The following is a 21,268-nucleotide window of genomic DNA, read 5'->3' on the forward strand; positions in this document are numbered from 1 at the left end:
CCCCACCGCTGGTTAGTTTTGTGGCGGATTGTACGAAAGCAAGGGATTCCGGGATGCTCCTCCACCGAACAACGGCCACGAAGACCTTGCGGCGGTTCGCCACGGCGTTCTCCGCCGCGGCCCTCGGCGTCGGCCTCCTCGCGGGATGCGGTTCCGAACCCGCGGACAAGCCGGCCGGCGACGTGGCCGCCGCTCCGGGAGGCGCGTTCCCGGTCACCGTGGAGCACGCGTTCGGGTCCACGCAGATCACCAAGGCCCCGCAACGGGTCGTCTCCGTCGGCTACACCGACGACCAGGCCATCCTGGCCTTCGGCGTGAAGCCGGTCGGCATGGTCGACCAGTACCCGAACCCGCCGGGCAAGACCCCCGACATCAACACCCAGTGGCCCTGGGTGAAGGACAGGTGGGGCGACGCCCGCCCCGAGGTCATCATGAGCAACGGGGACTCCGGCCCGAACTACGAGAAGATCGCCGCCCTGCGACCCGACCTGATCATCGCGGTCTACTCGGAGATCGACAAGGCCGCCTACGACCGGCTCTCCAAGATCGCCCCGACGGTCGGCCGTACCAAGGGCGAGGCGGAGCCGTTCAGCGCGCCGTGGCAGGACAACGCCCTCCACATCGCCAAGGCGCTCGGCAAGGCCGACGAGGGCGCGCAGCTGGTGCAGGGCATCCAGGACAAACTCGACGCCGCCCGTAAGGCGCACCCGGAGTTCGCGGACCAGACCGCCGTCGCGCTGTCCTGGTACAAGGACTCGGTCGCGCCGTTCGCCACCACCGACGTACGCGGACGGCTCGTGACGGGCATCGGCTTCAAGGGCGCGACGGAGATCGACAAGATCGCGGGCGGCAAGTTCTACACCGTGCTCTCCCCCGAGCGCATCGACCTCGTCGACGTCGACCGCATCTTCGTCATCGCCGACCAGGCGGACCAGGAGGCGCTGAAGAAGTTCGCGCTCTTCACCAACCTGTCCGCGGTCAAGAACGGGAAGGTCTCCTACCTCCTGGACAGCGAGGGCCCGGCGATCGGCGCGGCCCTGTCCCAGAGCACCCTGCTGTCCCTGCCGTACGCGATCGACGAACTCGTCAAGTCGGTCGGCTGAGGTCACCGATGAGCGCCCCCCGTCCCGCTGCGGTCCCGGTGTGAACACCGCGGACACCCCCGTCGCCCCGGCCCCGCTGCGTACGGCGACAGGGCGGGAGGCGGCCCGCTGGGTCGCGGCGCACTCCCGCGAGGCGCCGTGGCTGACGGCCGCCACCGTGCTCACCACGGTGGCCGGGGCCGCCCTCCAGGTGCTGCCGATGCTCCTGCTCGGCCGGGTGGTCGACGGGGTGATCGACCGCGAGCCCCGGTCGACGCTGATCACGATCGGCGCGCTGATGCTGGCCGCCGCGCTCCTCGGCGCGGCGGCCGTCGCGGCCTCGACGTATCTGATCGGACGGCTGGGCGCGGACCTGCTCGCGAGGTTGCGGGAGGGCGCCGTCCGCGCGGTGCTGGGAACACCGAGCGCGCGTGTCGAACAGGCGGGCCGGGGAGACGTGCTGTCCAGGGTCGGCGACGACGTGGCCGTGCTGTCCAAGGGCATCCGCACGGCCGTTCCCACCGTGTTCTCCGCGGGAGTGCTGGTCGTCATCGCCACGGCCGGCATGTTCGGGCTGGACTGGCGGCTCGGGCTCGCGGGCGTCGGAGCGCTGCCCGCGTACGCGCTGGCCCTGCGCTGGTACCTCCCCCGGTCCGCGCCGCTGTACCGGAGGCAGCGGGAGGCCCAGGCCGATCGCGCGCAGGCGCTGATCAGCGGCCTGAACGGGATCGGCACGGTACGGGCCTACCGTCTTGAGGCCGCCTTCCGTGAGAAGGTCACCGGCGAGTCGGCACGGGTGCGCGACCTCGGCGTCGAGGTCTTCCGGCTCTTCGGCCGGTTCGTCGGCAGGGAGAACCGCGCCGAGTTCGTCGGGCTGGTCCTGATCATCGTGGTGGGATACGTCCTGCTTGAGGCCGACGCCGTCACCCTGGGCGAGGCCTCGGCGGCCCCACTGCTGTTCCATCGGCTGTTCAACCCGCTGGGCTCCATCATGTTCACCTTCGACGAGGCACAGAAGTCGGGCGCGAGCCTGACCCGGCTGGTCGGCGTGCTCGGCGAGGCGACGCAGGAGAGGCTGGTGGGTCATGCGACCGCCACGGCGGGCGCCGGGCCGTACCCGGTGGTCGTGGAAGGGGTGACGTTCGGCTACCCCGGCTCGGACCGGCCGGTCCTGCGGGACGTCGACCTGGTGATCCCGGCGGGCGGCTCGCTCGCGCTGGTGGGGGCGACGGGCGCGGGCAAGTCGACCCTGGCGGCGCTGGTCGCGGGCGTCGTGACCCCGCAGGCAGGGACGGTCCGCATCGGGTCGACCGATCTCGCCGACCTGGACGAGGCCGGGGCACGGGCCCTGGTGAGCGTCCTCACGCAGGAGACACACGTGTTCTCCGGCACGCTCGCCGACGACCTGCGGCTGGCCGCGCCGGAGGCGACCGACGCCGAGCTGATGGACGCGCTGCGCGGGAGCGGCGCCGACACGTGGGTCGCGACGCTGCCCGACGGGCTGTACACCCCGGTCGGCGAGGGCGGCGAACGCCTTGACGGCGCCAGGGCCGCCCAGATCGCCCTGGCCAGGCTGGTGCTGGGCCGCTCACCGGTGGTCGTGCTCGACGAGTCGACCGCGGAGGCGGGCAGCCAGAGCGCCGCCGAGCTGGAACGGGCCGTGTCCGCCGCGTGCCTGGGCCGGACCACGCTGCTGGTGGCCCACCGGCTGACCCAGGCGACGACGGCGGACCGCATCGCCGTACTGGACGCCGGACGCGTCGTGGAACAGGGGACCCACGAGGAGCTGGTGGCCCTGGACGGCCGGTACGCGCGGCTGTGGCACGCGTGGCGACAGGACGGTCGGCGCACCTGAGATGACGACCTCAGAAGAACGACGGTTCCACACGGGAACCGGCATCCTCCGTACGGCACTGCGGCGCAACGCGGGCGCCATGGCCTGGGGCACCGTCCTCATGGGCCTGTACCAGGCCGGTGAGACCGCCTTTCCCATCGCGCTCGGCCTGATCGTCGAGCACACGTTGCGGGACAGAGGTCTCGGCGCGCTCGCCCTGTCGATCACCGCGCTGGCCGTGATCATCACGACCGTCTCCCTCTCATGGCGGTTCGGGATGCGAATCCTGCAGAAGGCCAACACCGCCGAGGCGCACCGCTGGCGGGTGCGGGTCGCGGCCTGCGGACTCCAGCCCGTGGCCAGGGACCTCGACCTCAGGTCCGGCGAGATCCTGACCGTCGCCACCGAGGACGCCGACCAGACCGCCGACATCATCGAGGTGGTGCCGCTGCTGGTCAGCTCACTGGTCGCGGTGCTGGTCGCCGCGGTCGCCCTGGGCACGGCGGACGTACGGCTCGGCCTGCTGGTGATCGTGGGCACCGCCGCGACCCTGTCCGTCCTGAGTGTGATGTCCAGACGGATCGGCACCGCCACCGGTGAACAGCAGGCCAGGGTGGCCCGGGCGGCCGCGAAGGTCGCCGACCTGATCGCCGGCCTGCGCCCGCTGCACGGTTTCGGCGGCAACCACGCGGCGTTCCTGTCCTACCGGAGGGTCAGCGCGGAGGCCAGGGACCAGGCGGTCGCCGTCGCCGGGGTCAACGGCGCGTACGCGGGCGTCGCGCTGGCGCTCAACGCCCTCCTCGCCACGGCGGTGACCCTCACCGCGGGCTGGCTGGCGTTCGACGGCCGGATCACCGTCGGGGAACTCGTCATGGCCGTGGGCCTGGCGCAGTTCATCATGGAACCGCTGAAACTGTTCTCCGAGATGCCGAAGTACGTGATGATCGCGCGTGCCTCGGCGGAGCGGATGGCGTTGGTGCTGGCCGCGCCCGCGGTGACGACCCCGGGGCGGGAACCTCTGCCGGAGAGCGGAGATCTCGTGCTGGACGGCGTCCGGCACGGCTGCCTGCGGGATCTGACGTTCCAGGTGCCCGCCGGGGAGTTCGTGGCGATCGTCGCCTACCGGCCGCGCGTGGCAGCCGACCTCGTGGCGGTGCTGGCCATGGAAGCCCCGCCCGGTTCCTACGAGGGCGCGGTGCGGATCGGCGGGCGGAGGCTGGCGGACCTGTCCGTCGAGACGGTCCGCGAACGCATGCTGGTCAACCCGTTCGACGGGGAGATCTTCTCGGGCACCCTCCGCACGAACATCGTCCCGGCGGGCGGCGACCGTATGATCCACGAGGCCGTCGAGGCGTCCATGCTGACCGACGTCGTCGCCCTCCACCGTGAGGGTCTCGACCACGGCGTCCGGGACCGCGGCGCGAACCTCTCCGGCGGGCAGCGCCAGCGGCTGTCCCTGGCCCGGGCCCTCGCCGCCGACGCCGGCATCCTGGTCCTGCGCGACCCGACGACGGCCGTCGACGCGGTCACCGAACAACTCATCGCGCACAACATCGCGAAGCTGCGCCGCGACCGCACCACCATCGTGATCACCAGCAGCCCGGCCTTCCTCGGCGCCGCCGACCGCGTCCTCGTCCTGGACGACGGCACCGTCACCGCGGACGACACCCACCACAACCTCCTCGCCTCCGACGAGGCCTACCGCCTGGCCGTGGCCCGATGACATCCGGCACGCGGGGTGCGGCACGCCCCGCGACGTGCAAGCCTCCGTCTAGCGGGATGCAATGATCCACTGACACGATCGGGACTGTTCCAAGGAGGTTCCCGTGCGTCGTTCCGTTTCCCTGACACTCCTCGCCGCGATCTTCGCGCTGTCAGGGGCCATGATCTCTCCCGTCACGGCCCAGGCCGAGACGGCGGCCTCGGCCGCGGCCGGGCCGTGCAGGCCCGGCCAGGGCGCCAACCTGCGCGGCAGGGACTTCACCAAGGGCGCCGCGCTGCCGTACAGCCTGCGCTGCGCCGACCTGACCAAGGCGAAGCTGGGGGGCGTCGAGCTCATCCAGAAGGACCTGACCGGAGCGATCCTGCGCGGGGCCGACCTCAGGCAGGCCAACCTCACCCAGGCCACGCTGAAGTACGCCGACCTGCGTGAGGCGAACCTCAGTGAGGCCGACCTCGGACAGATGCACGCCGACCACGCCGACCTGCGCGGGGCGATCCTGGTCGACGCGGAGGCCGGGCAGGCCGAGTTCCCCTACGCCAACCTGACCGGGGCGAAGCTGACCCGGGCCGTGCTGACCCAGGTCAACTTCGTCAACGCCAAGCTGGTCGACGCCGACCTCAACGAGAGCAGGCCCGGCCAGATCAAGGGACGCAAGGCCGACTTCACCCGGGCCAAGCTGCACGAGGCCAAGATGGGGCAGTCCGACCTGGGCTTCGCGGTCTTCAAGGACGCCGACCTGCGTGAGGCCGTGTTCGACCAGGCCGAGCTCGACGGCGCCTCCTTCGTCGGCGCCCTGGTCGACGACGCCTCCTTCACCCAGGCCGACGACGCCGACCTGACCGGTGCCCGGGGAACCCCCAAGGGCATCGACGGGCCGTTCTCCGTGCCGACGCCCGCCGAGGAGCAGGCGAGCGACGACGAGCCGGAGAGCACGGCCACCCCGGACGCCCAGGCCTCACGGGGAGGGACGTCCGTCGGGCTCATCATGGTCGTGCTCAGCGCGCTCGGCCTGGCGGTCACCGTGGTGGCCTGGGGGGTCAGCGCCCAGCGGCGCAACAGGCGCAACGCCAGGTTCGCGCTCATGCGGCGCGGGGCCGAGGAGGACATCACCCGCCTGGGCGAGGAGATCGACCAGCTCGACTACGAGTTCCAGATCAGCGGGCGGGGCGGCATGACCGCCGACGCCGACTGGCGGCACGCCCTCGACGCCTACGAGGCGGCCAAGAACGCGCTGGTGATGGCCAGGCGGGACGAGGAACTGCACTTCGTCGCGCGGGCCGTACAGGACGGCAGGAACGCCCTGAACAGGCTGCGCGCCAGGACGTCCCGCTGAGACGGGCTCAGACCGGGTGGCGGGCCAGGTGGGTGAGCAGGAGTTCGTTGACCCGGTCGGATGCCTCCAGCTGCAGCCAGTGGCCCGCCCCGTCCACACGTTCGTAGCGCCAGGGGCCGCTGACGTGCGCGGCCGTACCGGTCATCGACTCCTCGGTGAGGAAGCGGTCGCGGCTGCTCCACACCCCGAGCGTGGGGGCCCGCAGGGCGGGCGGCTCCGAGGGCGGGGCGACCAGGCTCTCCGGGGGCACACCGGTCCGGTAGATCGCCAGGCCCGCGGTGAGCGCCTCCGGATCGCGCATGCGCGCGACGACCTCTTCGGCGTCGGGATGCCCCTCCAGCATCTCCCTGGCGTTGCGGAAGTCGTTCTGGCTGAGCCATCGCTCGGCGACACCGGCGAACTGGAACAGCAGCATGTACCACGACTTCTCCCGCTGCCGCCAGCCGGCGGCGGCCAGCGCGGCGGGGTGGCCGACCGACAGGCAGGTGAGACTGGCCACCCGTTCCGGGGCGAACACGGCGAGGAACTGCGCGAGCGCCGAACCCCAGTCGTGTCCGACCACGTGCGCCCGCTCGACGCCGAGCGTGTCGAGGACGGCGAGCAGGTCGCCGACGAAGAGCCGGGGCTCGTACGCCTCAAGCCCGGCCGGTTTGTCCGAGTCGCCGTATCCCCGCAGGTCCGGCGCGATCGTACGGTATCCGGCGGCGTTCAGCGCGGCCACCTGGTAGCGCCAGCAGGTGTGGCTGTCGGGGTAGCCGTGCACGAGCAGCACGGCGGGCCCCTCCCCCTCGACCTGGACGTTGAGCCCGATCCCGTTGACGTCGAGACGTGTCATGGCGCTCCCGTCGGTTGGCGAGGTCAGATCCCGCTGGGGGTCATCGGCTGCATCAGGCGGCGGGCCGCCTCGGTGACGGACCCGGAAAGCGAGGGGTAGACCGCGAAGGTGTGGGCGAGCTGGTCCACGGTGAGCCGCTGCTGGACGGCCACCGAGACCGCCAGGATCAGCTCGGAGGCCCGGGGCGCGACCACGACGCCGCCGAGGATGATGCCGGTGTTCGGGCGGCAGAACAGCTTCACGAAGCCGTCGTTGAAGCCCTGCATCTTGGCCCTGGCGTTGGTGGCCAGCGGCAGCTTGACGACGTTGGCCACGATCTCACCGGCCTCGATGGCCTTCTGGGTGACGCCGACGGCGGCGATCTCGGGGTCGGTGAAGATGTTGGAGGCGACGGTGGCCAGGCGCAGCGGCTGCACGGCCTCCCCCAGCGCGTGCCAGACGGCGATCCTGCCCTGCATGGCGGCGACGGAGGCCAGCATCAGCACGCCGGTGCAGTCACCCGCCGCGTAGACGCCGGGGGCGGAGGTGCGGGAGACCTTGTCCACCTGGACGAACCCGCCCCGGTCGAGGGTGACCCCGGCCTCCTCAAGGCCGATGCCCGAGGTGTTGGGGATCATGCCGACCGTCATCAGGCAGTGCGTGCCCTCGGCCGTCCTGCCGTCCTCAAGCGTGACGACCACGCCGTCGGCGGTGCGTTTGACGGACTCGGCGCGGGAGCGGCCCATGACGTTCATCCCACGGCGCCGGTAGACCTCCTCCAGGACCTCGGCGGCGTCGGCGTCCTCGTTGGGCATCATCCGGTCGCGTGAGGAGACGAGCGTGACCTCGGAGCCGAGTGAGCGGTAGGCGCCGGCGAACTCCGCGCCGGTGACGCCGGAGCCGACCACGATGAGGTGCTCGGGCAGCTCCTCCAGGTCGTACATCTGCCGCCAGGTGAGGATGCGCTCGCCGTCCGGCTCGGCGGAGGGCAGGATGCGCGGGGTCGCGCCGGTCGCCACGATCACGACGTCGGCCCGGATCGTCCGGTCGCCCGCCCTGACCACCTGGGGGTCGACCAGCCGCCCGGCGGCCTTGATCACCTCGACCCCCTCGGCGGCGAGCCGCGCGGCGATGTCGGCCGACTGGGCCTGGGCGAGGTGCTTGACGCGGCTGTTGACCAGCGGCATGTCGGCGATGACACCGCCGACCTCCCCGTCGGGGCCGCCGGTGAAGTGCACCCCGAGCATGCTGGCGTCGAGCAGGGCCTGCTTGCGGACCGAGGTCGCGATCAGGGTCTTCGAGGGCACGCAGTCGGTCAGGACGCAGGCCCCTCCTGGGCCCTCCTGTTCGACCACGGTCACCCGCGCCCCAAGTTGCGCGGCCACCAGAGCCGACTCGTATCCGCCGGGCCCGCCACCGATGATCACGATCCTCGTCACGTACCCCATTGTCCCGCATCCTTTGCGGCATTCGCCCCCTGGGGCCCCTTCGCTTGTCGCAGAAGGACCGGTTATGGCAAAGGACACCCGGGTACGGTGGGCACCGGCGTGGGACAAAAGACACCGACACCACACCGACACACGTGAGCACCCGCCGGATCTTCGATTAGTGTTGGACGCTGTGCCTGTCTACGCCGCCTACGGCACCAACATGGACCCGAAGCAGATGGCCCTGCGGGCCCCTCACTCCCCCATGAGGGGGTCGGGCTGGCTTCAGGGCTGGCGCCTCACCTTCGGCGGGAACGACCTCGGCTGGGAGGGCGCCCTCGCCACCATCGTGGAGGACTCCTTCGAAGAGGTCTTCGTCGTGCTCTACGACGTGCCCGAGTGGGACGAGACCTCCCTCGACCAGTGGGAGGGCGCCGCGCGCGGCCTCTACCACAAGGTCAGGCTCCGAGTGCAGACCCTGGACGGCGAGGTCGTCGCCTGGTTCTACGTCATCGACGGTTACGAGGGCGGCCTGCCGTCCGCGCGCTATCTCGGCATCCTGGCCGAGGCCGCGGAGAAGGCGGGCGCGCCGGACGACTACGTCAGGCGGCTGCGGGGCCGTCCCTGCACGTCCGCGGGAGGCTGACCGGCTCCGTCCCGCCGTTTCCCACGGCGGGACGAGTACCCTCAGTTCGTGACCAACGACCCTTATGCCCTCGCAACGGACGCCGCAGCCGCCCTGAGGAAGGCCGTCGGCGTGAGCTCCTTCGATGTCGCCCTGGTGATGGGTTCGGGCTGGGTCCCGGCCGCCGACGCGATCGGTGAGACGATCGCCGAGATCCCGGTGACCGACCTGCCCGGGTTCGCCCCTCCCGCGGTCGAGGGACACGCGGGCAGGATCCGCGCGGTGCGCACCGGGTCCGGCACGAACGCGTTGATCTTCCTCGGCCGCACCCACCTCTACGAGGGCAGGGGCGTCGACCCGGTCGTGCACGGGGTGCGGACCGCGATCAGGGCGGGCGCGGGGACGATCGTGCTGACCAACGCGGCGGGCGGGTTGCGCCCGGAGACCCAGCGGGTCGGCGAGGCCGTACTGATCAGTGACCACATCAACCTGACCGGCACCAGCCCGATCACCGGCGCCACCTTCGTCGACCTGACCGACGTCTACACCCCCCGGCTGCGCGACCTCGTCCGGGAGGTCGAGCCGTCCATGACCGAGGGCGTCTACGTGGCCTTCCGCGGGCCGACCTACGAGACGCCCGCCGAGGTCCGCATGTGCAGGATTCTCGGCGGCGACATGGTCGGGATGTCCACGGTGCTTGAGGCCATCGCGGCCAGGGAGGGCGGGGCGGACGTGCTCGGCGTCTCCCTGGTCACCAACCCGGGCGCGGGCCTGGTCGGCGAGCCGCTCAACCACGAGGAGGTGCTGGCGGTCGGCCGCGCCACCGCCTCGCGCATGGGCGACCTGCTCGCCCAGGTCGTCTGCAAGCTGTAGCGGGAGGCCACGATGAGCGACGATCTCCTGCGGCGCGCGCGGGCCTGGCTCGCCCAGGACCCCGACCCCGAGACCAGGGCCGAGCTGACCGATCTGCTCGACCGGTTCCCGGAGAGCCTGGAGGCGCTGCGCGAGCGCTTCCACACCAGGCTTGAGTTCGGTACGGCCGGGCTGCGCGGTGAGCTGGGCGCGGGCCCCAACCGGATGAACCGGGTCACGGTCATGCGCGCCGCCGCCGGACTCGCCCGGGCCCTCGGCCCCGGGGCGCACGTCGTGATCGGCTACGACGCCAGGCACAAGTCCGACGTCTTCGCCCGTGACACCGCGGCCGTGCTCACCGGCGCCGGGCTGCGGGCCTCGGTTTTCCGCGGCCCGCTGCCGACCCCGGTGCTGGCCTTCGCCGTACGGCGTCTCGGGGCGGACGCCGGGGTGACCGTCACCGCGAGCCACAACCCGCCGAAGGACAACGGCTACAAGGTCTACTGGGGGGACGGCTCGCAGATCGTGCCGCCGGTCGACACGGAGATCTCCACCGCGATCGACGCCGTCGGGCCGGTCTCCGAGCTGCCGCTCGGCTCGTCGTGGACCGAACTCGGCGACGACGTCGTGGCCGCCTATCTGGAGGCGGTGACGGCGTTGCCCATCGGCGAGGCCAGGCGGCTGCGGGTCGCCTACACCCCGCTGCACGGCGTCGGCGGCGACCTGGCGGCACGTGCCTTCCTGGCGGCCGGGTTCGACGCCCCGGTGGTCGTCGAGGAGCAGGCGGCCCCCGATCCGGACTTCCCCACCGTCGCCTTCCCCAACCCGGAGGAACCCGGCGCGATGGACCTCGCGTTCGGGCTGGCCCGGCGGATCGACGCCGACATCGTGCTGGCCAACGACCCCGACGCCGACCGGTGCGCGGTCGGGGTGCGCCTGCCCGGCGGGGGTCACCGGATGCTCACCGGCGACGAGGTCGGCGCGCTCCTCGGCGAGCACGTGATCAGGCACACCTCCGGCGAGGACCGCCTGGTCGCCACCACGATCGTCTCCTCCTCACTGCTCGGCAAGATCGCCGCCGAGTACGGCGTCCGCCACGCGGAGACCCTCACCGGCTTCAAATGGATCATGAAGGCCGGGCCCGGGCTGGTCTTCGGCTACGAGGAGGCCCTGGGCTACAGCGTCGGCTCCGACGCGGGCCTGCCCGTCCACGACAAGGACGGCATCGGCGCCGCGCTGACCGTCGCCGGGCTCGCCGCCGAGGCCGCGGAGCGGGGAAGCACCCTGCTCGACCTCCTTGACGACCAGGCCAGGAGGTACGGCCTGCACGCCACGTCCCAGCTGTCCTTCAGGGTCGCCGACCTGTCGCTGATCACCGAGGCGATGGCCGGGCTGCGCGCCGTACCCCCGGCCGAGCTCGGCGGGCGCAAGGTCGAGGCGGTCGACGACCTGGGTGCGGGCCTGGACGGGCTGCCGCCGACCGAGGGTCTGCGTTACCGCCTGTCCGGGGGCGCCCGCGTCGTGGTCCGCCCCTCGGGTACCGAACCGAAGCTCAAGTGCTATCTGGAGGTCGTGGTGCCGGTCGGGGGGGAGGTCTCGGCGGCCAGGGAGCGGGCCGTACGCGACCTCGACGCCCTGCGCGCCGACCTCTCCGCCGCCCTTGGCCTGTGACCCGCCACGCCGGGCCGGCGGCCCGTCGTCCTGGATCCGTGACCTGCGGTCTTGGAAATGCGACCTGCCGGTACGGGCCGGCGAACCGCCGGTCGGCCCCGGGCGGTAGGACAGCCCTCACTCCACGGCTACAGCTACTCTGAGTAATCGAATGCATGCTTTCTGATGCAGACGAGGCCGGGGCGTTCGCGCATCCGGTCTCCCTCCACAAGGAAGGCAGAGAGTATGCGTCCGTTCCGAGCCCACCTGGCCGTGCTGGCCACCGCCCTGACCACCGTTCTGGCCACCGTTCTGGCCACCGTGCTGGTGCCCGGGCTGTCCACCGCCGCCTCCGCCGAGACCGCCCCGGCCCCCCTGCCACCCAGGGTGACGCTCACCATCGGCGGAGGGCACGTGGTGAACATCGACGGCAGGGTCTTCGCCGCCCTGCTGCCCTCACCCCCGGCCACCAGGTTCCGCCTTCTGCCCGCCCGCGGCGGCGTCCGGTTCCTTGACGAGCGCACCCACGGCCTGGTCTACGTCCCCGAAACCGAGCCCTTCACCCAGCTGCGCGTGAGCGGCCCAGGCCATGTGCCCCCGCACTCGGTCTTCGTCATCGAGGCGGCCACTCCCATCGAGGACGACCTCGCCTCCGGCCCCACCTCCGACCTGACCCCCGACGGCCCCGGCGAGGTGATCCGGACGGCCAGGATCAGGCTGGCGGGCACCGACCAGTACATCGGCCGCAACCTCGTCGAGGACCGCAGCCTGCTGCCCAAGTGGGTGGTGCTGCTGCCGGCGGGGGTCCGCGCCCCGGTGTTCGGCATCCACCCTGTCTTCTGACCCTCTGACGCGCTCTCCGGCGCCCGGCACCTGGGGCCGGGCGTCAGGAGAGGAGGGCGGCGACGATCATGGCCACCGAGACGGCCAGGGCCGCCAGGGCGGTCGGCGACCAGGTCACCCTGACCGTCCCCGGCTCCGGCACGGTGCCGGTGGCCTTCGACGCCGTCCGCTTGGCCGAGCGCGCTCGTTCGAGCAGCTGCTCGGCGACCCAGTCGGCGTGGGTCTTGCCCGCCAGCGCCTCGACCGCCGCCTGCTCGCCCTTCGACCGCGCGGGCTCGGTCCTGAGCCGGCCCCCCTTGCTAGGCAGGGCCCTGCGCATGGCGGAGACCCGCTCACGCCCCGAGGCCTGCGGCGTCCAGCAGCGGATCTTCCTGCCTCCCGAGGTGATCATGATCGAATGGGAGACGCTGACGTCGTCCACGAGCAGCCACGGCACGAAGAAGTTCCTGAGGGGGTTGCGGACCAGCACACCGTCCTCGACGAACTTGGTCACCGGGCGCAGGCAGGTGATGAGGACCACCGCGGTCAGCACGGTCAGCACCGCGGCGGCGATCATCGAGGGCCGCCCGCTGAACCGGACGATCAGATCGACCGCGTTGAAGGCGGCGAAGGCCATCCAGATCCAGCCGAGCACCTGCACGGCCGTCGATCGGAACGCCTGTTTCATCACACAGCTCCCACTCTCGTCACGAACCTCCATCCAACCCGATCGCGGGAGACTTCAACACATCCGCGGGGAATCACGCCCGCCACTTGAGTCGTGCGAACCCGGGCTTGATGACGCCGTTGATGAGCGCCAGCCGTTCGTCGAACGGCAGGAACGCCGACTTCATCGCGTTGATGGTGAACCACTGCAGGTCGTCCCAGCCGTACCCGAAGGTCTCCGAGAGCTTGGCGAACTCCTCGGACAGGGAGGTGCCGCTCATCAGCCGGTTGTCGGTGTTGACCGTGACCCGGAAGTTCAGCGACCGCAGCAGCCCGATCGGGTGCTCGGCGATGGAGGGGGCGGCCCCGGTCTGGAGGTTGGAGGTCGGGCACATCTCCAGCGGGACGCGCTTGTCACGGACGTAGGCCGCCAGCCTGCCCAGTTTGGCCTGTCCGTCCTCGGAGACCGTGATGTCGTCGATGATGCGGACCCCGTGGCCGAGCCGGTCCGCGCCGCACCACTGGAGCGCCTGCCAGATCGACGGCAGGCCGAAGGCCTCACCGGCGTGGATGGTGAAGTGGGCGTTCTCCCGCTGGAGATACTCGAAGGCGTCGAGATGACGGGTCGGCGGGTAGCCCGCCTCGGCCCCGGCGATGTCGAAGCCCGCGACGCCCACGTCGCGGTAGCGGACGGCCAGCTCGGCGATCTCCATGGACCTGGCCTGGTGGCGCATCGCGGTCAGCAGGGTGCCCACCTTGATGCCGCGGCCCCGCGAGCCGGTCTCGAACCCCTCGATCACGGCCTCGATCACCTCTTCGAGGCTGAGGCCCGCCTGGGTGTGCTGTTCCGGCGCGTAGCGCACCTCGGCGTAGACCACGCCGTCGGCGGCCAGGTCCTCCGCGCACTCGGCGGCGACCCGCACCAGGGCCTCGCGGGTCTGCATGACGCCGACCGTGTGGTCGAAGGTCTCAAGGTAGCGTTCGAGCGACCCGGAGTCGGAGGCCTCGCGGAACCAGGCGCGCAGCGCGTCCGGGTCCGTCGTCGGCAGCCCGGCGTATCCCGAATCACGCGCCAGATCGGCGATCGTCTCCGGCCGCAGGCCACCGTCGAGGTGGTCGTGGAGCAACACCTTGGGAGCCTGACGGATCTCCTCAAGGGCGAGTGGCTGACTCATCTCCTCATCCTAGGGGCGAGGTCCGGAACGGACGGCGGCAGCCACGCGACCGTTCCGGGCGCCCTGGAACGGACCGGCCGGCCCGCCCGGATCCGGGAGGATCCCTTCCGCACAATCGAAACGCATGCGTACACTTCTTGATGTGAACGGCACCGTTTCGACAGGAGGCCGGGATGCCGACGCGCCGACGCGGCGAGATACGGGAGGAAGCCATCCTGCTCGCGGCCATGAGCCTGCTGGGTGAGGTCGGCTACGACCGGTTGACCATCGAGGCCGTCGCGGAGCGGGCCCACGCCAGCAAGGCCACGATCTACCGACGATGGCCGGGCAAGGCCGAGCTGGTGGGGACGGCCGTACGGCGGTATGCCGGAACACCGGTGGCCGCCCCGCCCGAAACCACGAACCTGCGTGACGACCTGGTGGCGGTGCTGCTGGAGCTGCGAGCCGGCCTCACCGGTCAGGACAGCGCGCTCATCCTCGGGCTCCTCGTCGCGATGCGTCGCGACCCCGATCTCGCGCACGCCGTACGGCGACACGTCCTCGACCACAAACGCGACGTGTTCGCGGCCGTCCTGGCCAGGGCCGCCGCCAGGGGCGAGGTTCCCGAGACGGTCGACCACGCGCTCCTCGCCGAAATCGGCTCGGCCGCGCTGCTGTCCCGTCTCCTCGTCACCGGCGAACCCCTCGACGACCACTTCCTGCACACGCTCGTGGACGCGGTGCTGCTTCCCATGCTCAGCCGTCAGCTCGACCGACCATAAGGACTTCCACGATGTGGCAGACGATCGTTCTCAGTTTCCTCGGCGGCCTCGTCGCCGGTAACGGACTTCCGCACTTCGTCCGCGGCATCACCAGAAGGCGTTACCCGAGCGCCCTGGGCAACGGGCCCGTCCCCAACCTCGTCGCGGGATGGGCGGGCCTCGTCCTCGGCGGCGCGCTGCTGTGGTGGGCGCACATCGACCGGCACCCCGGACCGGCCTTCGCCTCCATCGGCGTGAGCGTCCTGCTCATCGGCCTCTTCCACGCGGGCCCTGGCGCCTTCGGGCGTGGGGAGACGGCCTGACGGCCGTCAGAACACGTCCAGGCGGGCTCGCTGGTCCTCCGTCAGCTCCAGGTCAACGGCGGCCAGGCTCTCCTCAAGCTGCGCGACGGAGGAGGCGCCGACCAGCGAGATGATCGGGTACGGCCCGCCGAGCTGCCAGGCAAGCACCACCTGGTTGACCGTCGCCCCGGTCTCCGCGGCGACCTCGCGCAGCGCCGCGAGCCTGACGGGCGTTCCCGGGTGGTCGTAGTCCGGCGGCAGCTGCTTGTCCTGCCGGGCGTAGACGCCGCCCATCAGCGGGGAGTAGGCGACCAGGGTGAGGTCGCGCTCCTCCTTCAGGTAGCTCAGCAGTTCGGCCCCTGCGTGACCGAGACTGCCCTCGGGGAAGATGCCGTAGGGCATGTCGTAGCGCGGGCGCAGCAGGCTGTGCTGGTACTGCAGGACCTCGTAGCCGGGCAGCCCGGCCTCGGCGGCGATGGCACGGGCCCGCTCGACCCGCCAGACCGCGTGGTTGCTCACCCCGAGCAGCCCGACGGTTCCCTCGGTGACCAGCTCGGCGAAGCCCTCGACGGTCTCCCGCGCCGAGACGCTCCTGTCCTCGATGTGCGCGTAGAGCATGTCGAGCCTGTCCACCCCGAGCCGCTGCCTGCTGGCCTCGGCGGACTCCCTGATCGCCTTCGCGGACAGCCCGTCGGCGCCGTCGGCGTAGCCGGTGCCGGGCACGAGCGGGCGGGCGCCCAGCTTGGTGGCGATGACGATCTCGTCCCCGACGCCGCGGCTGCGCCGCCACCGCCCGAGCAGTTCCTCGCTCCGCCCGCCCAGGCCTCCGTCGACCCAGTAGGCGTAGTTGTTCGAGGTGTCGACGAACGTCCCGCCCGCCTCGACGTAGCGGTCGAGGATCGCGTAGGAGGTGCTCTCGTCGGTCGCCGACCCGAAGAGCATGGCGCCCAGGGCGATCACGCTCACCTCGCGGCGGGTCTTCGGGTCGGTGCCGATGGTGCGGTACTTCATGGTGTCCTTCCGGTACGGCCCGGCGTTCGCGGGCCCCGGGAAAGGAGTCTGGGATGTGGAGTGCACTCCAGGTCAAGCCCGGAGCCCTCCGGTCGTCATTCTGAGCGGTTGGCGCTCTCCGGGGAGAAGGCGGGCAGGCACACCGCGACGTACTCGGCGCCCTCGGGGCCGGAGCTGTACCGGATCCTCTCCCCCGGCTCGCTCACGAACGCCTGGCCCGCGCCGACCTCGGTGACGCCCCCGTCGTGCTCGACGACGACCGTGCCTCTGAGCACGAGGGTGTACTCGGCGAACTCCGGCGTCTGGGCGGGTTCGTCCCACCCGGGAGGAGCCGTCATGTGGGCGATCGAGATCCGGGTGTCGCCGCTGTTGACCCGGCCGACGTACTCGTCGATGGTCTTGCCGCCGGGGACGGGGATGCGGGTGGCGTTGTCGATTCTGCGTACCATCGGGCCAGTCTGCCAGCGCGCGGGCCGGCCGCGCCGCCGGGGGACGTCCCCGGAGATCACGCCGGTCCGCCGGTGTACGGCCGGCCCGTGTGCGCGGTCGGTGCCGTCACGCCGGCGAACCCCACGCGGACCTTCGTACGGCCGGCCCGTGTGCGCGGTCAGTGCGCGACGTCGATGACCAGGCGCTGCGGGGCGCGCTGCTCCAGGACCCGGAAGGGGGCCCGGTGGTCGAGGACGATGCCCACGCCGACCACGGCCTCGAAGTCTCCGGTCTTGACCACGCTGCGCACGTTGCCCAGCCCGGCGTGGAAGACCGGGCCGCCGACCCAGGTCGGGGAGCCGGTCTCGCCGTGCGCGTTGGCGGGGGTGATGGTCACCTGGAGGTAGGCCCCTCCCGGGGCGTCGATCGGGTCGCCCGAACCGTCCTGGACCAGCCTGGGCACCCACTGCACGCTGTAGCCGGGCTGCCCGCCGTTCAGGTCGATCACCACCCGGTCGAACCCGTCGTGTTTGGCGAAGCGCGCCCCGAGCACGAGGGGCGGGTTGTCCGTGGTCCGCCTGACCGTGACCTCCCGCGTGCTCGTCGGGGGCCCGAGCCGGGTCTCCCCGGGGAAGTCGGGGGAGGCCGGGGCGGCGGAGGAGACGGAGGGTGAGACGGTGACGGTGGCCGTGACGGTCGGGGTGGTCGGGGTGGTCGTCCCCGGAGCGGCCGAGGGCGGGCCGCCGGACAGGCCGCAACCGGTCAGCAGGACGAACGGGGCAAGGGCGAGTGCGACGCGGGTGCGCTTCATTATGGCCTCCTGTCCGGTTAGATGCCCAGAGGCCGGTCCGGGTTCACCACCTGCGAAGATCCACACCCGGCACACGGCCTCAGGGCCGCCGACGCGCCCCGGTTCCTGCGTCGGCGGCCCTGAGGACCGGGTTCCGCGGGCCGTACGGCCCGCGCGTCTCAGACGGTCTCCAGCACCCTGCCCTCTCCGGCGTCCCCGGCGTCCACAGCCGCGGACTCCGAACGGGGGCGGCGCAGCCCGGTGAGGGCGACCAGCAGGCCGACCACGGCGAGGATCGCGGAGACCGTGATCGCGGCGCGGAAGGCGTCCAGCGGGTCGGCACCGGTGTTCGAGGTGAGCACGGCCGTCACGACGGCCAGCACGATCGCCCCTCCGACCTGCCCCGAGGTGTTGAGCAGGCCGGAGGCCAGGCCCTGCTCGTCGTCGGCGACGCCGTTGGTCGCCTGGATGTTCAGCGAGGGGAAGGACAGGGCGAAGGCGATGCCCAGCAGGACCATGCCGGGGATGATCAGCGTGGCCAGGCTGGGATCGGCGTTGACCCGCAGGAACAGGGCGAAGGCGCCCGCAAGCGAGGCCGAGCCGACCGCGATCAGCTTGCCGGTGCCGAACCGGTCGGCCAGGCTGCCCATCCTGGTCGACGTCACGGCCACCAGGACTCCGGCGGGCAGGAAGGCCAGCGCGGTCTCCAGGGCCGACCAGTGCAGGAAGTTCTGGAAGTACTGCATGGCCACGAACTGGAAGCCGACGTAGGAGCCGAACAGGATCACCAGTCCGAGGTTGGCCCGGACGATGGGCCCGGAGCGCAGGATGCCGAGCCGTACCAGAGGGTGCTTGACCTTCGACTCGGTCAGCACGAACAGGCCGAGCAGTACGGCGGAGCCGACCAGGGAGCCGATGGTGCGCAGGGAGAACCAGCCCGCGGCGGGCGCCTCGACGACGGTGAAGACGAGCAGCAGCATCGAGGCGGTGATCGTCACCGCGCCGATGAGGTCGTGACCGCTCTCCGCCCTCTCCTCACGCCGCTTGGGCAGGACCTTCATGGCCGCGAACAGCGCGATGATCGCGACGGGGACCGGCATGAGGAACGTCCAGCGCCAGCCGAGTTCGGTCAGGAAGCCGGAGATGACCAGGCCCAGCGAGAATCCGCTGGCGCCGGAGGCCGTGAAGACGCTCAGGGCCCGGTTGCGGGCGGGGCCCTCGGCGAAGGTCGTGGTGATGATGGACAGCGCGGCGGGGGCGGTGAAGGCGGCGCTGACGCCCTTGACGAACCGGGCGGCGATCAGCATCGTGCCGTCGTTGACCAGGCCGCCGAGGAGGGAGGCGAACACGAAGACGGCGAGCGCGGCCAGGAAGACCTTGCGCCTGCCGAGGAGGTCGGCGGTGCGGCCGCCGAGGAGCAGCAGCCCGCCGTATCCGAGCACGTAGCCGCTGACCACCCACTGCAGGGCGGAGGTGGAAAGACCCAGGTCGGCCTGGATGGACGGCAGCGCGACTCCCACCATCGAGACGTCGAGGGCGTCGAGGAAGATGACGGCGCAGAGCACCGCGAGCGCTGCCCAGAGGCGCGCGTCCCAGCGCTCTTCCGTGGAGGAGATCATGCGGACAACCATACATGCAGACGCATCTAATGCAAGCGAACTTAATTCTCGTGCATTAGTTGACTGAGGATGGTATGCTCCGCGACATGAACGAGGACTCCGTCGTGCACCTGTGGCGAGATGTGCTGGCCAGGCACGCCGCGGCCTCGTGCGCGCTGGAACGTGAGCTCTCCGAGCGCCACCGGCTCGGGATGAGCGAGTTCGAGGTCCTGGAGCGCATGGTCGAGGGCGGCCGTGACAAATACCGCGTCCAGGAGGTGGCCGACGCCGTCCACCTGAGCCAGAGCGCGTGTTCACGGCTGATCGCGCGGCTGGAGAAGGCGGGCCTGGTCTGCAGGAACATGTGCGAGGCCGACCGGCGCGGGGTGTTCGTCCGCATCACCGACGAGGGCCGCGCGCGCCACAAGGAGGCCCTGCCGACCCACCGGGCCGTGCTGATGAGCGCCCTGACCACGGAGTCACGCCCCGCGGAGGCCTGATCTCCCACGTCCGGAGAAGCGCGGTCCGTGGTCACGGGCCGCGCTCTCGTGGTGTTCAGGAACGGGAGGAGGTGATCACCCGTTCCGCGCGACCGCCGTACCAGGCGGACCACACGCCGAGCAGCAGCAGCGTGCCGACCAGCAGCAGCGTGGACAGACCCGCCATGACGTCCACCGGTAGCAGGTAGACCAGCGGGATCCGCACGGCCGACTCGACCAGCAGGGCGAACGCCCAGGTCAGCGTCATCACGAAGTAGATCCGCCGGAAGGCCGCCAGATCGGTGTAGAGCCTGTCCCAGCGGGCGGCGGTCGCCTCGTCCTCCGCGCCGAGGCGCTTGGCGATCCCGAAGGCCGCCGGACGCCCGGCCAGGCAGGTGCCGATCAGGACGAGTCCGAGGACCGTCGTGGTCACCGACTTGACGACCAGCATGAACCGCTCGTCCCCGGTGAGGAAGGAGAGGCCGAGACCGAGCGCGAACACCAGGCCCGTGCACGCGGCGAAGCCGTCCAGCCTGCGTTCCCTGACACCCACGTAGACCACGCGCAGCGCGCCCACACAGGTGGCGGCCAGCAGCGCGGCGTACTCGCTCAGGCCCAGCAGGCGCAGCGCGTAGTAGGCGGCGATCGCGGGAAGCACGTCCCACAGCAGAACCGGCAGCATCTTCCTCATCGGAACGTCCTCTCCAGCCAGTCGCCGATGCGGGCCATCGCCAGGCGCTGGGCGCCCGACTGGCAGTGCGCGTCGGCCCCCTCGGCCTCGTGGAACTCGATGAGCGTCTTGTCGCAGGTCAGGTGGGCGTACAGCGTCTCGGGCTGCCCCCTGAACGCGAAGTCGTCGGGGGCGGAGCAGACGAGCGTCGCGCAGGTGATCCGCTCGGCGACGCCGTCGCCCAGGTGGTAGTCGTCGAGCATCGCCCTGGCGTAGCCGCTCGGCGAGGTGCCCGTCACCCAGGTGCCGTGGCCGACGGCCCAGCGCGTGACCGCGTCCCGCTCCATCAGCCCGCGCATGAACGTGTCGGCCTCCGGGTCGTCGAGGGCCCGCCTGGCCGCCTCCCTGTCGCCGCCGAACCTCTCGGCGATGACGACGCCCATGTCGTAGACGCCGTCGAAGGCGACGAGCGCCCTGACCCTGGGCTCGAACGCCGCCGCGCGCGGCGCCAGCAGGCCCCCCATGCTCGCCCCGAGCAGCGCGACCCGCTCCCCGTCCACGTACGGCCTGGCCTCAAGCCAGTCGAGCACCGGGCCGACCACGTTCTCCCAGTCGGGCCGGAAGACCAGGCCCTTCCTGATGGCGCCCGGCTGCCCGGGGCCGTCGAAGGTCAGCACGTTGAAGCCGCGTTCCCGCAGCGCCGCCGCCCCGAAGAAGTGCATCTCCTCCACGCTGCCGTCGAAGCCGTTGTGCATGACGACCGTGGCGCCCCCGCTGCCACGATAGAAGTAGCCGGGCAGCGTGGTCCCCTCGTAGGGGATCTCGACCGGCTCGATGTCATGGACCGCGGCGAACTCCCTGAAGGCCGCCACCTGCCGTGCGTAGGCGACCGCGAGGCGCGGGTCCGACGGGTCGCCGTGCAGGAAGAACTCGGCCGCGCGGTAGTAGTTGGACGCGCGCAGGAAGCCGTCGGCGGCGCTGATCCGGTGCCCGGCGGCCAGTGAGCGCTCCGCCTCCGCGGCCACCCGGTCCGCCGTGGCCAGCCACTCGTCGTGCCAGCTGTCGTAGTCGCTCTCGGTGATGCGCTGGGAGGTCGTGACGACCTCGCCGAAGTCGGCGCCGCCGTAGGCGATGTGGCCGAACATGCGCAGTGTCTCGTACCAGAACGTGGTGTCTTCCGTGAAGACGAGAGGACGCACCCCGAACTCCTTAATGCGAGTAATTTCGCTTCAAAGTAGCGTGCACT

General features: G+C 71.4%; 21 protein-coding genes. 11 read left to right on the forward strand and 10 right to left on the reverse strand.

The window, feature by feature from the left end:
* Positions 1–53: 53 nt before the first annotated feature.
* The 4 genes from ABT340_RS08460 to ABT340_RS08475 all read left to right on the forward strand — a co-directional run bounded on the left by ABT340_RS08460 (position 54) and on the right by ABT340_RS08475 (position 5,972).
* Entirely contained in the window at positions 54–1,103 is a 1,050-nt protein-coding gene (locus ABT340_RS08460) for an iron-siderophore ABC transporter substrate-binding protein (RefSeq protein WP_352010020.1), read from the forward strand.
* Positions 1,104–1,143: 40 nt separating this feature from the next.
* Complete coding sequence (locus ABT340_RS08465; RefSeq protein ID WP_352010021.1) at positions 1,144–2,937, forward strand: ABC transporter ATP-binding protein; 1,794 nt, start codon at positions 1,144–1,146, stop codon at positions 2,935–2,937.
* Between the two features lies 1 nt (position 2,938).
* The gene (locus tag ABT340_RS08470; protein WP_352010022.1) at positions 2,939–4,639 is read left to right on the forward strand and encodes an ABC transporter ATP-binding protein; all 1,701 of its coding nucleotides are present in this window, start codon (positions 2,939–2,941) and stop codon (positions 4,637–4,639) included.
* Between the two features lie 103 nt (positions 4,640–4,742).
* Complete coding sequence (locus ABT340_RS08475) at positions 4,743–5,972, forward strand: pentapeptide repeat-containing protein (RefSeq protein WP_352010023.1); 1,230 nt, start codon at positions 4,743–4,745, stop codon at positions 5,970–5,972.
* A 7-nt stretch (positions 5,973–5,979) separates the two neighbouring features.
* On the opposite strand, the gene ABT340_RS08480 is transcribed toward ABT340_RS08475, so the two are convergent.
* Together ABT340_RS08480 and ABT340_RS08485 are read right to left on the reverse strand one after the other, a co-directional pair.
* On the reverse strand, positions 5,980–6,807 hold the full coding sequence (locus ABT340_RS08480) for an alpha/beta fold hydrolase (RefSeq protein WP_352010024.1): 828 nt from the start codon (positions 6,805–6,807) through the stop codon (positions 5,980–5,982).
* Between the two features lie 23 nt (positions 6,808–6,830).
* Complete coding sequence (locus ABT340_RS08485; RefSeq protein WP_352010025.1) at positions 6,831–8,225, reverse strand: NAD(P)H-quinone dehydrogenase; 1,395 nt, start codon at positions 8,223–8,225, stop codon at positions 6,831–6,833.
* 181 nt (positions 8,226–8,406) lie between these two features.
* Here ABT340_RS08485 and ABT340_RS08490 point away from each other — a divergent pair, with 181 nt between their 5' ends.
* From ABT340_RS08490 to ABT340_RS08505, 4 genes are all read left to right on the forward strand, one after another.
* Positions 8,407–8,859, forward strand: coding sequence for a gamma-glutamylcyclotransferase family protein (locus ABT340_RS08490; protein ID WP_352010026.1), 453 nt, complete (start codon positions 8,407–8,409; stop codon positions 8,857–8,859).
* A gap of 48 nt (positions 8,860–8,907) precedes the next feature.
* Positions 8,908–9,711: a purine-nucleoside phosphorylase gene (locus ABT340_RS08495; protein ID WP_352010027.1), complete on the forward strand. Its 804-nt coding sequence runs from the start codon at positions 8,908–8,910 to the stop codon at positions 9,709–9,711.
* A gap of 12 nt (positions 9,712–9,723) precedes the next feature.
* Positions 9,724–11,361, forward strand: coding sequence for a phospho-sugar mutase (locus ABT340_RS08500; protein ID WP_352010028.1), 1,638 nt, complete (start codon positions 9,724–9,726; stop codon positions 11,359–11,361).
* A gap of 225 nt (positions 11,362–11,586) precedes the next feature.
* Positions 11,587–12,183, forward strand: a complete 597-nt coding sequence (locus ABT340_RS08505) for a ricin-type beta-trefoil lectin domain protein (RefSeq protein WP_352010029.1) — start codon at positions 11,587–11,589, stop codon at positions 12,181–12,183.
* Between the two features lie 43 nt (positions 12,184–12,226).
* Here the strand turns inward: ABT340_RS08505 and ABT340_RS08510 are convergent, their stop codons facing one another.
* A complete protein-coding gene (locus tag ABT340_RS08510) occupies positions 12,227–12,850 on the reverse strand; it encodes a hypothetical protein (RefSeq protein WP_352010030.1) in 624 nt (207 codons plus the stop codon).
* A 73-nt stretch (positions 12,851–12,923) separates the two neighbouring features.
* On the reverse strand, positions 12,924–14,003 hold the full coding sequence (locus ABT340_RS08515) for an adenosine deaminase (protein ID WP_352010031.1): 1,080 nt from the start codon (positions 14,001–14,003) through the stop codon (positions 12,924–12,926).
* A gap of 173 nt (positions 14,004–14,176) precedes the next feature.
* On the opposite strand from ABT340_RS08515, the gene ABT340_RS08520 reads away from it, so the two are divergent.
* Both ABT340_RS08520 and ABT340_RS08525 read left to right on the forward strand, forming a co-directional pair.
* Positions 14,177–14,764: a TetR/AcrR family transcriptional regulator gene (locus ABT340_RS08520; protein WP_352010032.1), complete on the forward strand. Its 588-nt coding sequence runs from the start codon at positions 14,177–14,179 to the stop codon at positions 14,762–14,764.
* Between the two features lie 11 nt (positions 14,765–14,775).
* A complete protein-coding gene (locus ABT340_RS08525) occupies positions 14,776–15,066 on the forward strand; it encodes a hypothetical protein (RefSeq protein ID WP_352010033.1) in 291 nt (96 codons plus the stop codon).
* A 6-nt stretch (positions 15,067–15,072) separates the two neighbouring features.
* On the opposite strand, the gene ABT340_RS08530 is transcribed toward ABT340_RS08525, so the two are convergent.
* The 4 genes from ABT340_RS08530 to ABT340_RS08545 form a co-directional block, all read right to left on the reverse strand.
* Positions 15,073–16,056, reverse strand: coding sequence for an aldo/keto reductase (locus ABT340_RS08530; RefSeq protein WP_352010034.1), 984 nt, complete (start codon positions 16,054–16,056; stop codon positions 15,073–15,075).
* Positions 16,057–16,151: 95 nt separating this feature from the next.
* Entirely contained in the window at positions 16,152–16,505 is a 354-nt protein-coding gene (locus ABT340_RS08535; protein WP_352010035.1) for a cupin domain-containing protein, read from the reverse strand.
* A gap of 158 nt (positions 16,506–16,663) precedes the next feature.
* A complete protein-coding gene (locus ABT340_RS08540; RefSeq protein WP_352010036.1) occupies positions 16,664–17,296 on the reverse strand; it encodes an AMIN-like domain-containing (lipo)protein in 633 nt (210 codons plus the stop codon).
* A 158-nt stretch (positions 17,297–17,454) separates the two neighbouring features.
* On the reverse strand, positions 17,455–18,894 hold the full coding sequence (locus tag ABT340_RS08545) for an MFS transporter (protein ID WP_352010037.1): 1,440 nt from the start codon (positions 18,892–18,894) through the stop codon (positions 17,455–17,457).
* A gap of 86 nt (positions 18,895–18,980) precedes the next feature.
* Between ABT340_RS08545 and ABT340_RS08550 the strand changes: the two genes are divergently transcribed.
* On the forward strand, positions 18,981–19,373 hold the full coding sequence (locus ABT340_RS08550) for a MarR family winged helix-turn-helix transcriptional regulator (protein ID WP_352010038.1): 393 nt from the start codon (positions 18,981–18,983) through the stop codon (positions 19,371–19,373).
* Between the two features lie 55 nt (positions 19,374–19,428).
* Here the strand turns inward: ABT340_RS08550 and ABT340_RS08555 are convergent, their stop codons facing one another.
* Positions 19,429–20,043, reverse strand: a complete 615-nt coding sequence (locus tag ABT340_RS08555) for a VC0807 family protein (protein WP_352010039.1) — start codon at positions 20,041–20,043, stop codon at positions 19,429–19,431.
* Positions 20,040–21,221, reverse strand: a complete 1,182-nt coding sequence (locus ABT340_RS08560) for an alpha/beta hydrolase family protein (protein WP_352010040.1) — start codon at positions 21,219–21,221, stop codon at positions 20,040–20,042. Before ABT340_RS08560 ends, ABT340_RS08555 begins: the two co-directional genes overlap by 4 nt.
* Between the last annotated feature and the right edge of the window lie 47 nt (positions 21,222–21,268).

The organism is Streptosporangium sp. NPDC000239 (assembly GCF_040300765.1).
In the GTDB taxonomy this organism is placed as follows: Bacteria; Actinomycetota; Actinomycetes; order Streptosporangiales; family Streptosporangiaceae; genus Streptosporangium.